This is a genomic window from Frankia sp. Cppng1_Ct_nod, assembly GCF_920656135.1.
Taxonomy (GTDB): Bacteria; Actinomycetota; Actinomycetes; order Frankiales; family Frankiaceae; genus Protofrankia; species Protofrankia meridionalis.
On record NZ_CAKKTK010000056.1, the window covers coordinates 1,230 to 13,831 of the forward strand.

General features: G+C 67.9%; 13 protein-coding genes. 6 read left to right on the top strand and 7 right to left on the bottom strand.

From position 1 onward, the window contains the following. The 4 genes from NBW77_RS15520 to NBW77_RS15535 form a co-directional block, all read right to left on the bottom strand. A partial coding sequence (locus tag NBW77_RS15520; RefSeq protein WP_131746158.1) for a PIN domain-containing protein occupies positions 1-393 on the bottom strand: 393 nt, incomplete at its 3' end. Further along, positions 390-866, bottom strand: coding sequence for an excisionase family DNA-binding protein (locus NBW77_RS15525; RefSeq protein ID WP_131746157.1), 477 nt, complete (start codon positions 864-866; stop codon positions 390-392). The genes NBW77_RS15520 and NBW77_RS15525, both read right to left, overlap by 4 nt. A gap of 631 nt (positions 867-1,497) precedes the next feature. Continuing rightward, entirely contained in the window at positions 1,498-2,079 is a 582-nt protein-coding gene (locus NBW77_RS15530; RefSeq protein WP_131746156.1) for a hypothetical protein, read from the bottom strand. After that, positions 2,064-2,393: a PadR family transcriptional regulator gene (locus NBW77_RS15535; RefSeq protein ID WP_250279922.1), complete on the bottom strand. Its 330-nt coding sequence runs from the start codon at positions 2,391-2,393 to the stop codon at positions 2,064-2,066. Before NBW77_RS15535 ends, NBW77_RS15530 begins: the two co-directional genes overlap by 16 nt. A gap of 274 nt (positions 2,394-2,667) precedes the next feature. Between NBW77_RS15535 and NBW77_RS15540 the strand changes: the two genes are divergently transcribed. Continuing rightward, complete coding sequence (locus tag NBW77_RS15540; protein WP_250279923.1) at positions 2,668-3,846, top strand: ATP-binding protein; 1,179 nt, start codon at positions 2,668-2,670, stop codon at positions 3,844-3,846. Between the two features lie 264 nt (positions 3,847-4,110). On the opposite strand, the gene NBW77_RS15545 is transcribed toward NBW77_RS15540, so the two are convergent. Then, a complete protein-coding gene (locus tag NBW77_RS15545) occupies positions 4,111-4,677 on the bottom strand; it encodes a dihydrofolate reductase family protein (RefSeq protein ID WP_131746155.1) in 567 nt (188 codons plus the stop codon). 419 nt (positions 4,678-5,096) lie between these two features. On the opposite strand from NBW77_RS15545, the gene NBW77_RS15550 reads away from it, so the two are divergent. Both NBW77_RS15550 and NBW77_RS15555 read left to right on the top strand, forming a co-directional pair. Beyond that, positions 5,097-5,354, top strand: a complete 258-nt coding sequence (locus tag NBW77_RS15550) for a transposase family protein (RefSeq protein WP_284346939.1) — start codon at positions 5,097-5,099, stop codon at positions 5,352-5,354. 456 nt (positions 5,355-5,810) lie between these two features. Then, positions 5,811-6,884 carry a site-specific integrase gene (locus NBW77_RS15555; RefSeq protein WP_250279924.1) on the top strand — a complete coding sequence of 358 codons (1,074 nt, stop codon included), beginning with the start codon at positions 5,811-5,813 and terminating at the stop codon, positions 6,882-6,884. Positions 6,885-7,479: 595 nt separating this feature from the next. Here the strand turns inward: NBW77_RS15555 and NBW77_RS15560 are convergent. Next, positions 7,480-7,785 (bottom strand): HepT-like ribonuclease domain-containing protein, encoded by a 306-nt coding sequence (locus NBW77_RS15560; protein ID WP_242605716.1) that lies wholly within the window; start codon positions 7,783-7,785, stop codon positions 7,480-7,482. A 217-nt stretch (positions 7,786-8,002) separates the two neighbouring features. Continuing rightward, positions 8,003-8,818 carry a DUF4037 domain-containing protein gene (locus NBW77_RS15565; protein WP_242605715.1) on the bottom strand — a complete coding sequence of 272 codons (816 nt, stop codon included), beginning with the start codon at positions 8,816-8,818 and terminating at the stop codon, positions 8,003-8,005. Positions 8,819-8,907: 89 nt separating this feature from the next. On the opposite strand from NBW77_RS15565, the gene istA reads away from it, so the two are divergent. From istA to NBW77_RS15580, 3 genes are all read left to right on the top strand, one after another. Further along, positions 8,908-10,518 (top strand): IS21 family transposase, encoded by a 1,611-nt coding sequence (gene istA / locus NBW77_RS15570; RefSeq protein WP_131746153.1) that lies wholly within the window; start codon positions 8,908-8,910, stop codon positions 10,516-10,518. Then, entirely contained in the window at positions 10,484-11,260 is a 777-nt protein-coding gene (gene istB / locus NBW77_RS15575) for an IS21-like element helper ATPase IstB (protein WP_131746152.1), read from the top strand. The genes istA and istB overlap by 35 nt, the downstream gene beginning before the upstream one ends. Before the next feature lie 138 nt (positions 11,261-11,398). Then, positions 11,399-12,508: a cation diffusion facilitator family transporter gene (locus NBW77_RS15580; RefSeq protein ID WP_284346938.1), complete on the top strand. Its 1,110-nt coding sequence runs from the start codon at positions 11,399-11,401 to the stop codon at positions 12,506-12,508. The last annotated feature ends 94 nt before the right edge of the window (positions 12,509-12,602 follow it).

Here is a 12,602-nt window from a genome sequence, read left to right on the forward strand (position 1 = left end):
GAGGAACTGGTCTGCCGTCAGTACCTCGACCCCGTGGGGTAGGGCCGACGTGGCCGGGAAGTCGGAGATGTTGTCGGTGACCAGCAGGCCGGCGCCGGCCTTGACCGCAGCCGCGAGGACATGGCGGTCCTTCTCGTGGCAGGCCATCGCCGGGATCAGTAGCTCATAGCCGAGCACCTCCGCCTCGGGGAAGTGCTCGCGCATGAGCCCGATTGTCCGGCCGGCTTGGTCAGGTGACGCTGAGCCTTCGCGGACGAGCGCGCCCTGGAGTTCCCGCAGTATGTGCCCTGACCACAGGGGGCGGTAGAGATCGGCGATCGCGAGGCGGAGCAGGCTGTCGCGCAGGTGCATGGGGAACAGGACGCACGTGTCGAGCAGTGCGGCGAAGGTCATGGCGCTTGTGTTCGGTGGTACGGCTTGTCGGTCGCGCGGTAGCCGTCGAACTCCTCGGAGAGGGCGACCAGTTCGTCCATGGCGGCTTCGCGCGCGGCTCGGCGTCGTTCCTGGTATGTCAGCACGTCGGGCAACAGGATCCGGCGGTGGCGACCGGGCTGGGTGTAGGGAATCCGCCCCTCGTCGAGCATCCTGACCAGGGTCGGGCGGGAGACGCCGAGGATGTCGGCCGCCTCCTGGGTGGTCAGCTGCTGGTGGTGCGGGGCGATGGTGACCGCCTGGCCGCGGGCCATCGCGAGCACGACATGCTGGAGCACTTCGTAGACGGCTGAGGGAAGCAGGGTGCGCGATCCGTCGGGTCCGACCAGTTCGGCGTGGTTCTCCGTACGGCTGATCCGCCCGACGAACGCGACCAGGTCGTCGAGGGACTCGTCCGGGGGAAGAACGGTGCGCTCGGACACCCCAGTGGCCATGATCTTCCACCTCCCGCACCAGCATACCCAGAATTCGAACGAATCGAAAGCGACAGAGATCGGATAGGTGAGGCGGCTCCGAACGGGCCGGCGTGGGCGAAGGATCTCCGCGAGATCGAGCAGCAGGCTGGCCCGCCATCGGCCGTAGTCACGGGGCTCGTGGTCGTCGTCCCTGGGATGGTAGTGGCGGTTTCCGGGGTGGCCGGCCCCGGGTGCTGGCGCGGGTCGCGCCCACGGGGAGCATCGGGAGTTGGTCTCCAGCGGGCCTGCGACCAGCTGCGGAACCTCTCAAGCATCTTGAGACAACATGATGTTCAAGTTGTGGGCGGATCCTCCCCGCGCCTCACCAGATCCGCCGCACGGCGCCGCCTTCTACGATCCCCGATCGTAGCCGGCCCCGAAGGCCGTGGTCCGTAGCGCCGCTCGGCCACCGGCGTCTGAGAGCGGGGTACGGAAGCCACCAAACATGTCCGGCATGCGGGCGATCCAGGTCGGTCCAGGCCGGACATGGTTGATTGGCATGGCGTGAGGCACTACGGGCCGGACGACGCGAAACGGCTGGGAAGCTCAAGCGCCCCGTCTCGCCTTCCACCACGGGGCGGCTGTGCTTTCGGCTCGCCGACACGGGGACCTATTCGGACGTGCGCATTGCCGTGATCCGTACTGCCGTGGTCAGCATCGTGAGCCCGATGCCGACCATCACGGCGATCACGAGCCATTGGTAGGAGGCAGGCAGGTACAGAGCCAGGAACCACGAGCGGCTGGGGGTACCGGCGAGCTTCACGACCAGCGGGACGATGCCCTGAGGGAACAGGGGGATCCAGCACAGCGACCAGCAGACCGCCGCGGCCGTGCCGCCCGTCGAGGCGACGCGTGCGGCGTTGGCCTCGCGCATGACGTTCAGGGTCAGGCGCACCCCGCCGTGACCGTCGCCGATCGTGTCGCGCAGCAGTTGTGAAAACTCCGCGCCGTAGCGCGCCCGCCAGTCGGCGGGGTACCAGGACAGGAAACGCTCGACGCGTCGCTCCGTTCTGGCATCGGGGCTCTTGTCGATGGCCCTGCGGCGAATGACGAGTGAGGCGAGCAGCCATATCGTGCCCACAGGCCACAGCAGCGTCCAGAACAGCACCGACACCAAGACCATGCGCCAGCCCCATCGCGCTGCGAGCCGGGGATAGATCGTCAGCATGTCGCTGGTCACGATGCCGCCCATCCGGCGGACAGCCGGCGCAGGCCGACGTCGGCGATGCGGCGCTGGGCGGCGAGCTGCGCGTGCAGAGCAGCGCGCCCCACGTCGGTGAGCCGGTAGGGCAGCCGTCGCCCGTCGGCTTCGAGCGCCTCGATCAGGCCGCTCTGCTCGAGCCGGCTCAATGCTCCATACAGCGTGCCCGGCTGAAGTCTCACGCCGGCGAACTCCTCGATGTCTTTGGTGAGCGCGTAGCCGTGTTTCGGGCCGCCGGCCAGGCTCGAGAGGATCAAGGTCGCCGGGCCGGCGTAGCGTCCGAGAGCGCTGAGATCGTTCTCCATGGCACAGAGACTACTACGTCGTACGGTATAACGTAGAGCGTTAGCTCTTCCCGTCGAGCCCGACTACGGTCCGCCGCGCGTGGCCCGAGGCGGCCGACGAGGTAGGTGGGGTGGACGCAGGAGCGGACCGCGACCGACCACGCCCACCTACAGAGAGGCACCGTGCGCGGCGCTCCGGCCCGGGAGCCGTCCGGGGAGGTTGACGGTCAGGGGCGGTCGAAGCGGCGTAGTCGAGAGTCGCCCCTCTCCGCAACGATGCAGAGTAGCCGAGCCGTTGGATCTGGAAGAGCGGCTGGCAAACGTGATCAGCGATCAGATCGCCCCGCGCCTGGTACCCGAGATCGAGATCATCGCCTGGCGCGGCACACATGTCGTGGCGGTTGAGGTCTTCCCGAGCCCCACCCGGCCGCGCTACCTCGCCAGCACGGGTCTCGACGCCGGGGTATATGTGCGGGTCGGTTCCACCAACCGCCGCGCCGATCCCGATCCCGATCTCGTCGAGGAGCTACGGCGCTACGCGCGCGGCGAGGCCTACGACGAGCAGCCGTTGCCGGAACTGGACTCGGAAGCGGTGGACTTCCGAGCCGCTTCCGAGTCGTTCGCGCCGGTCCGGAAGCTGCGCCGGGCTGACCTGGAGACGCTGCGGCTGCTCACGGTCCACCAAGGACGCGCCGTCCCGACCGTCGGCGGGGTTCTGCTGTTCGGACATGACAGGGCGCGACTATTTCCTGACGCCTGGATTCAAGCCGGGCGTTTCGCCGGCACGAACAAGAGCCGCCTTCTGGACCAGGTCGAGATCCGGTCGCACCTGCCCCAGGCGACCGAGGATGCTATCGGATTCATCCAGAAGCACAGTCTGCACGGAGTGGAGATCGGCCCCGTCCGTCACGCCGACCGGTGGAGCATCCCGCCGGTCGCGGTGCGCGAGGCTGTCATCAACGCGGTCGCCCATGCCGACTACCGCCAGCACGGCGCGCCGATACGCGTGGCCATCTTCGACGACCGGCTGGAAGTCGAGAGCCCGGGCCTGCTGCCGTTCGGCCTCACCGTCGACGACCTCCACCGAGGGGTGTCCAAACTGCGTAACCGGGTGATCGGCCGTGTCTTCCACACCCTCGGGCTCATTGAGCAGTGGGGAAGCGGCATCCAACGGATGACGGCCGCCTGCCTCGACGCCGGCTTCCCGCCCCCGCTTCTCGAGGAGATCGGCATCCGATTCCGCGTTACGCTGTTCACCACCCGCGTCGCCGCGCCGACCATGGATGAAACCGACCAGGCAATCCTCAACACCCTCACCGAAAACGGCGCCCTGACCAGCGAAGTCGCCGCAGCCATTGGCCTGTCGACCCGCGCCACCCGCACCCGGCTGGCCCGGCTCGTCGAACGCGGACTCGTCCGGGAGATCGGCACCAGCCCCAGCGACCCGAGACGCCGCTATTACCCCGCGACCTGAACGACGATTACATCCCACGAACGAGCGATCTACTTCACCGGCAACAAGACATCCCGGCACCTGGCGGTGGTGGTGGATCTTGTCGAAGTATGCCTCCGCGGCCCGGCGGATCTGTCAAAGACCTCGACAATCCTCATCATCCCAGTTCAGGAGCACTTTTCTGTTCTGGCTCGCCGCTCGGTCACCGGACCCGCGTGAAAAGCCAGGGGTAGTTCCTCCGGTGTCACCCGCCGAACATATGGCCCGTGACTCCCGGACGAGCGCTCAGCGCCTCGTCTCGTACCTGGTCAGGACCACGCCGCCGGGAAACGTCTGCGTCTCCACCAGGTTCAGGTTCACCCAGCTGTCCAGCGCGGTGAAGAACGGCGTGCCCCCGCCCACCAGGACCGGGTAGGTGGCCAGCGCGTACTCGTCGATCAGCCCGGCCCGCATGGCCGCCCCGGCGAGCGTTGCGCCGCCGATGCTCATCGGGCCGCCGTCCTCGGCCTTGAGCCGGGTGATCTCGGCGATCGCGTCGCCGGTGACCAGGCGGGTGTTCCAGTCGACCTTGTCGATCGTCGAGGAGAACACCACCTTCGGCGTGTCCCGCCAGTTCTGCGCGAACTCGATCTCCGCCGGGGCAGCGTTGGGCTGCTGGTCGCCGGTCGGCCAGTAGGAGCTCATCGTCTCCCACAGCTTGCGCCCATACAGCGACAGGCCGCTCGCCCGCTCCTGGTCGAGCCACCACTGGAACAGCTCGTCGCTCGGCGGCCCGCTCCAGCCGATGTCGTCGCCGACCGCCGCGATGTAGCCGTCCAGGGTCAGGTTCATGCCGTAGATCAGTTTCCGCATGGCGCCAGCCTTCCGTGAGTCGGTCCCAGGCGTACAGACCGGCGCGCCGCGAGAAACTCATCGGTGCGCGATCTAGGCCCGCAGGTAGTCCTCATGCTTGGGGGCTCAGCGTGGCACGGGCAGCAGCGCACCCACTGGACCGCCTCCCGCCCGCGACGCCACGTCGACCAGCCAGTACCCGGTCGCCCGGCGGTGTCTCCCGCTGTGACCACCGCGCCGTCCTCCTCGCACGTCGCCCGCCCGCCGGCGAACCGGACCCGGGCGCAGAAAGCGCGAAACCTGAAGAAATGCCACGGAACTGAGACTCAAGCCAAATGACATTCCGTGAGACAACCAACGAACTCACTGGTCAACCAAGATCGACATGTCACGCGATCTGAAACTCTACAGGGCGACGGACTTTTGCCGCGCAAAAGACGATCTACCTCTACGCGGACAAGGGCTACGTCGGCGGCGAGAGCGACCTGCTCCTCGTTCCCCGCAAGAAGCCCGCGAACAGCGAGCTGCCCGACGACATCAAGGAGAGCAACCGTGTCCTCGCGGCTACCCGCGCACCCGGTGAGCGTGGCTTCGCGGTCCTGAAGAACTGGCGCGTCTTCAGCCGCTTCCGCGGCTGCCCACGCCGGGTCGGCGAGTTCGCCCAGGCCGTCTTCATCCTTGAACAGGAGGGGATTTAGGAAAACAAACTTTGAAAATTCTCCGTGAAGCTTTGAGCCGAGGGAATCCGCCAGCGCGATCAATCGCAGATGAAGCCGACGTCTCGATTCACACCGCACGCGGGTGGGTGGTGGAGACCCGGAAGCGGGGGTTTCTTCCTCCTGCGGCACGTCCAGGACAGGCAGGCTGACATGGCAGGCAAGGCGAACCGCTATCCGGGCGTGTACCGGAATTGTGGATGCCGTGACAGCGCCACCGGGAAGAAGTACGGCGCGGCGTGCCCGAAACGGGAGAACCCGCGGCATGGCTCGTGGCTGTGGCGTGCCGATATCGGCCCTGGAATCGATCCGAAGAGCGGCGTGTGGAGGGACCGGCGGCAGGCGTCTGGTACCGCAGCGACGGCCAAGGAAGCGGCTGCGGGGCGCGCGGAGGCACTGCTAGACGTTCGGGATGGTGTCCGGCCAGAGGATGCCGGGATGAGGGTCGCCGACGGGTTCAAGATCGTAATGGATGCGAAAAGGCTCAAAGGACTAGCCGAAAGTACCCTCCACGGCTATCAAGATCATATTGACCTGTACTTGGTCCCGCATCTTGGACACATCGCGCTCCGCGACCTACGCGCATCCCACCTGGAAGGGATGTACAACGCGATCCTTGCCGGGAACAAGGCGAAGATCGCGGCCGGGAGGCGGACGGTCAGTCAGGCCACGCTGCACAGCATCCACCGGACCGCACGTGCCCTACTGTCGGTGCTCCGGAAACGCCGGTTGATCAAATTCAATCCGGCTAGTGACGTGGAACTGGCCATGCCGCCTACCCCGGAGGTACTTGCCTGGTCCGGTGCCCAACTCGGTCGGTTCCTCGACTACTGCGAGAGTCAGAACGATCCGCTGTCGGTAGCGTTCGCAGTGATGGCCTGTCTGGGTCTGCGCCGTGGGGAACTGGTTGGGCTGCGCTGGGAGTACATCGACCTGGCCGACGGCACGGTCACGATCCCGTCGCAGCAGGGGGCGACGATCGTCACTGTCGGGGGTAAGGCCCGGCGGTCGAAGCCGAAGACCCGGCAGTCGGCCCGGACTGGTGTCCTCGACAAGGAGACGGTTGAGGCGCTGCGCCGATGGCATGTGCGGCAGTCCACGCAGAAGCTGACGATGGGTCCGGGCTGGACGGAGACGCCGCTGGTGTTCACGCAGGCGGACGGCGCGGCGTGGCATCCGAACTTGATGTCGTCCCGGTTCACGACGCTGTCCCGGCATGCGGGCCTACCCAGAATCCCCTTGAAAAATTTGCGGCATTCCTCCGCGAACATCGGCCTGGAGTCGGGCGAGACCTTGAAGGAGGTGTCGGAACGCCTGGACCACAGCAACATCAATATCACGGCGATGACGTACACCAAGGTGACGGTGGCGAAGGCTGCGGAGGTGGCCGAGCGGAGGGCTGCGGCAGTCCCACGGACAGTTCGTGCACACCAGGGTGCACACCAGCCGGGTGTGGGGGTCCCGCAGCAGCAGCCACCGACGCAGAGGCGCAGGTCATGGGGGTGGACCTAACGCACCAGAATAAGAACCGTTTGATCTTTGTTCAGGGTCCCGAAATCACCATCCGTCCGGTCGCCGCACGACTACTGACCAGGGACGATGCCCGGTGACCGCGCCGATCGGAACATCATCTACCGAATCGAACAGGTGTTCCGTACACCTGGCGGTTCCGGGCACTTCCGGGCCGCCTGGTGACCGTGATCGTTGGGCATCGTGGTCGCGTCGACCTTCTTGTTCCGCCTCGGAATGTGCTTGTGCTCAGGCCGCGGTCGCGCCGAGGAGGGGCTGGCGGCCAGTACGTCCACACCCAGGGCGATGTGGCCGTGGTCCAATGGCCATCGCTTAAGTGATCGACTCGTGGTCCGGCTCGATGTGGCCATCGCCACTTCGGGGCTACTACCTGGACTTTTGAGCCTTCGGCGCACCGCGAAAGTGACGCATGCCGCACGCCGACGAGTCGCGATCGGCTAAAGCTACGGCCATTAGGCCGTGGTCAGTGCGGCTGGTCGAGTTGGCCGGCGACGAGCGGAAACTCTGCCTTGAGGAGCATTGTCAGTTGCTCCTGGAGCTCGCGCAGCGCGGTCGTGGCGATGCGCCACACAATTGATCAGTCGACCTCGAAGTATGTGTGAACGGCGATGTTGCGGAAGCCTGTGACGGACCGCCACGGCACGTCCGGCCAGCGCGCGCGGATCTCGGGCGAGACTCGCCCGGCCACCTCGCCGATCACCAGGAGCTTCTGCAGAACGGCGCTCTGGATCAGATCGCTCGCCAGGAACGCGGTCTCGTCGACCTCCCGGACGAACGCCGTCGCGGCGACCGCAGCTTCGATCATGTCGACGAGGTACAGCTCGGCGACGCCGTAGCGCCGGCACACCTCGGCGATCCGGCTGTCACGAAGGTCGACGGTCACCTGACCATTATCGCCTCCGCACAGCCACGACCGCACCACTCGGGCACCGTCTCACGCGCGACGCCCGCCGGCGTCCTGCATGCCGCGCGAACCACCGCCAGCCGCGACCCGAAGCGTCGCAAAGCAGTCCGACGCACGAGGTGCATCTGGCCCTGCGTCCCAGTCGCCGGCGCCGCCCAGTATTTTGATCCACTCCGCGGACAGCTTGCTGCGAGATTCACGCCCAAAGGCCAAGCGCGGGTGCATAGTCGCGGCGGCGGCTTGGTTGGGTGAGGATCTCGACGCTGTCGACGGCCTGGTCGATCGCGCCGGGGAGATGGCCGAGCGGGCCGTCGGGGCGGTGTCCGAGCCGGGTGAGGAGGGCTCGCAGCCGCGGATCGCTGATCGCCTCGGTCAGTACGCAGGTGAGGCGTTGCGCGTCGAGTACGTGGATGTCTCGGGAATGGAAGCGGCGCGGCGCGGGGTCGACGGGCTCGGCCAGACCAAGCCGGTTCGTGGCGGCGGCGAGGTGACTGGCCGCGGCGCACAGCGCCGCTTCGCGGTCCCGCCACTGCGCCGCGCCCACCGCGTCGCGCAGGTGCCGGCCGACCTGGTCCGCGAGAGTCAACTGCGCGAACGCGGTCATCAGCCACTTGCTGTACGGGGCCCAGCGGCGTTCGAGGAGGAACCCGATCCGGACGAGGTCGCGGGCCACGCGGGCGACGAGGATGCGCGAGCCGAGGTCGTCGCCGCGGCTACCGGTGCGGCCGATGAACGGTTCTTCCTGGCTGACACGCAGCCAGCCGGCTGCCAGGACGTACCGCCAGACATCGTCGGGGTACCAGGCCAGCGCCCGGCGCCGCGCGGTGAGCAGATCGAACGGGTCGTGCAGGACCACGCCGCCGGTGAGGCTGGCCAGGATCTGGGTCGGGGCCAGCAGCCAGTCCGCCAGCTCCATCCCGTCAGCGGGGTCGACGCCGAGCCGGTCGACGAAGAACGCCTGTGCGGTGGTGGCTCTGACTGCGAGAGCTGACCGCAGTTGTTCGTCGGTCACGACCGCACCTGTGGTTGGAGGAAGGGCGTGTCGCTGAGTGACGACCGCACCCCTGATGGGATCATGGGCGTGCTCTGGAGGGAGCGCCGATGCCCGCGATCTCGAGGGTCGAGCTGTACGCCGCGATCCGGCGTGATGCGCGGGCGGGGCTGTCTGGGTGGGCGCTGGAGCGCAAGCATGGGGTGGGGCGCCGAACGGTTCTGAAGGCGCTGTCCTCGGCGTGGCCGGAGGCGCGTAAGAAGCTGCCGCCACGGCCGTCGAAGATCGATCCTTTCAAGCTGGTCATCGACGGGATCCTGCGGGCGGATCTGGATGCGCCTCGCAAGCAGCGGCACACGGTGAAGCGGATCGCTGACCGGCTCCGGGATGAGCACGGGATGAGCGATGTGTCCTATCAGGTGGTGCGTGCCTACGTCGCGGTCCGTCGCCCGCAGGTCCGGATTGAGGCGGGCCGGGGGCCGGCCGAGGTGTTCGTGCCTCAGACCCATCGGCCGGGCGCGGAGGTGGAGGTCGACTTCGGCGACGTCGTGGTCCGGTTACGCGGGGAGCAGGTGACCTGTGTGCTGTTCGCGTTCCGGATGTCGTTCTCTGGCCGGGCTGTGCATCGGATCTTCGCCTCGGGTGGGCAAGAGGCGTTCTTCGAGGGCCATGTCCATGCCTTGCGCGTGCTCGGCGGGGTGCCCACGGGCCGGGTGCGCTATGACAACCTCAAGGCCGCGGTCGCGCAGGTGCTGGGGTTCACCCGGGCGCGGGTGGAGACCGAGCGGTGGACGGCGTTTCGGTCCCACTACGGGCTGGAGGCGTTCTACTGCCAGCCCGGTATCGGTGGCGCGCATGAGAAAGGCGGCGTCGAGGGGCAGATCGGCTGGTTTCGCCGTAACCATCTGGTCCCGGTCCCCGAGGTGGACTCCCTGGCCGAGCTGAACGTGCTGGTCGAGGGGTGGGACGCCGACGACGAGGCCCGGCGGATCGGGACGCGCCCGCACACGATCGGGGAGCACTTCGCCGTCGAGGCGCCGCTACTTAAGCCGTTGCCGGTCGAACCGTTCGAGACGGGCCGCTGGTTCACTCCCCGGGTCGACCGCTACAGCCAGATCACCGTGCGGACCAACCGTTACTCGGTGCCGGTCGCGTTGATCGGCCGGCCGGTGCGGGTTCTGTTGCACGCCTCGGAGCTGGTGGTCTACGACGGGCGGACCGAAGTCGCCCGGCACGAACGGCTCCTGGCCAAGGCGGGCACCCGCCTGGATTTTGATCACTATCTGGAGGCGTTGGTTCGTAAGCTCGGGGCGCTGCCCGCCGCGACCGCGTTGGACCAGGCCCGCGCCACGGGCATGTTCACCGCCGCGCATGACGCCTGGTGGGCCGCGGCCCGCAAGGTTCATGGCGACACCGCCGGGACCCGGGCGCTGATCGAGGTCCTGCTGCTGCACCGGCACATGCCCCACGGCCATGTCGTGGCCGGTCTGAGGGCGGCGTTGGCCGCGGGGGCGTTGACCGCCGACGCGGTCGCGCTCGAAGCACGCAAGGCCGCCGACACCGCCGGTCACACACCCCAGGTGTCGGCGTCGCGCGGACAGCCGACGGCGGAGATCACCTCGTTGACGGAACGTCGCCTGGCGCATCTACCCCCCGATACTCGGCCGCTGCCGTCCGTGGCGGCCTATGACCAGCTGCTGCGCCGCCGACGCCGCTGTTGATCAGGCCTGCCGGATGCTGCGGCTGCCCACGATCCGCGCCGAGTTCAGCGAGATCGCCGACACCGCCGCTCGTGAACAGATGTCCTACCGAGCGTTCCTCGCCGAGATGCTGATGGCCGAGTGCGACGACCGGGCGCGCCGCCGCAGCGAACGCAGGATCAAGGCCGCCGGGTTCCCCCGGGACAAGTCCCTGCGGGCCTTCGACTTCGACGCCAACCCGGGCCTCGATCCCGCCGCGATCCACACCCTGGCCACCTGCGAGTGGGTGAAGAAAGGCCTACCGCTGTGTCTGATCGGTGACTCCGGCACCGGGAAGTCGCACCTGCTCATCGCGTTGGGCACCGAGGCCGCGATGGCCGGCTACCGGGTCCGCTACACCCTGGCCACCAAGCTCGTGAACGAACTCGTCGAGGCCGCCGACGACAAGATCCTGACCAAGACCATCGCCCGCTACGGCCGGGTCGATCTGCTCTGCATCGACGAGCTCGGCTACATGGAACTCGACCGCCGCGGCGCCGAACTCCTGTTCCAGGTCCTCACCGAACGCGAGGAGACCAACTCCGTCGCGATCGCCTCGAACGACAGTTTCGGCAGCTGGACCAAGACTTTCACCGACCCGCGGCTCTGCGCCGCCATCGTCGACCGGCTCACCTACGGCGGCAACATCCTCGAGACCGGCACCGACTCCTACCGCCTCGCTCGCACCCGCGCGCAGATCGACCCTCACCAGCGGGCCGGATAACCCCGCGACGAACCGGGGGTCTCGCCGCCGCGTACCTCTCGCGGGAGAGCACCGCGTGCAGGTGATGACCCCCGCCACCTGCACCGTTTTCGCTGGAGCTACACCACCGCAATGATCGTTTACGGTTAGCGTCGAGGCATGGGACTCGATCATCATGACCACCACCACGACCATCATGATCACGATGCCGCCGGTCATGACGAGCATCCACATCCGCACGATCACGGTGCCGCCAGTCACGCGCACGGTCGGGGGCTGTGGGCGCGGCTGCGGCACGGGGTGTCGGAAGCGACCGGCGGACACAGCCATGACGCAGCGGATCAGATCGATGATGTGGTGGAAGCCGATGCCGCCGGCCGGCACGCACTGTTCATCAGCCTCGGGGGTCTCGCACTGACCGCCGCCATCCAAGCGGTGGTGGTGATGCTGTCGGGGTCGGTGGCGCTGCTCGGGGACACCCTGCACAACGTGGCCGACGCGCTGACCGCCGTGCCGTTGCTGATCGCGTTCACGCTGGCGCGGCGACCGGCGACGACCCGGTTCACCTACGGCTATGGCCGGGCCGAGGACCTGGCCGGTGTCTTCGTCATCGCGATGATCGCCTTGTCGAGTGCGCTCACCGCCTACGAGGCCATCGACCGCCTGATCCACCCCCGCCCCGTCGGCTACCTGGGTGCGGTCGCCGCCGCCGGGCTGGTCGGGTTCGTCGGTAACGAGGCCGTGGCCCGCCACCGCATCCGGGTCGGTCGCCGGATCGGGTCCGCGGCGCTGGTCGCCGACGGGCTACACGCCCGCACCGACGGGTTCACCAGCCTCGCGGTGCTCCTCGGCGCGGGCGGGGTCGCGCTCGACTGGCAGCGGGCCGACCCCGTGATCGGCCTCGTCATCACCGTCGCGATCCTCGGGGTCCTACGCTCTGCGTTCCGTCTCGTGCTGGCCCGTCTCATGGACGCCGTCGATCCCGCACTCGTCGACAAAGCCACCAGCACCCTCACCCACACCCCGGGGATCGAAGCCGTCCACGCGCTACGCATCCGCTGGGTCGGACACACCCTGCGCGCCGAAGCCGAGGTCACCGTCGACCCCGCCCTGTCGATCGGCGCCGCCCACGACATCGCCCACGCCGCCGAAGCGCACCTCCTCCGCCATGTCCGGCGCCTGTCCGCGGCCATCATCCACACCGGCCCCGCCGACTCTCCACCCACGGCAGTCAGCGCTGGGGCCCCGCCGCGACACGACCCCGCCTGACACCAGCCCAGGCAACCGGACGCCCCGCAGACCCGTCCACGCGGTCCACCGACACCTCAGACCGCGGTCACCACTCACAAATATTGATCATGAT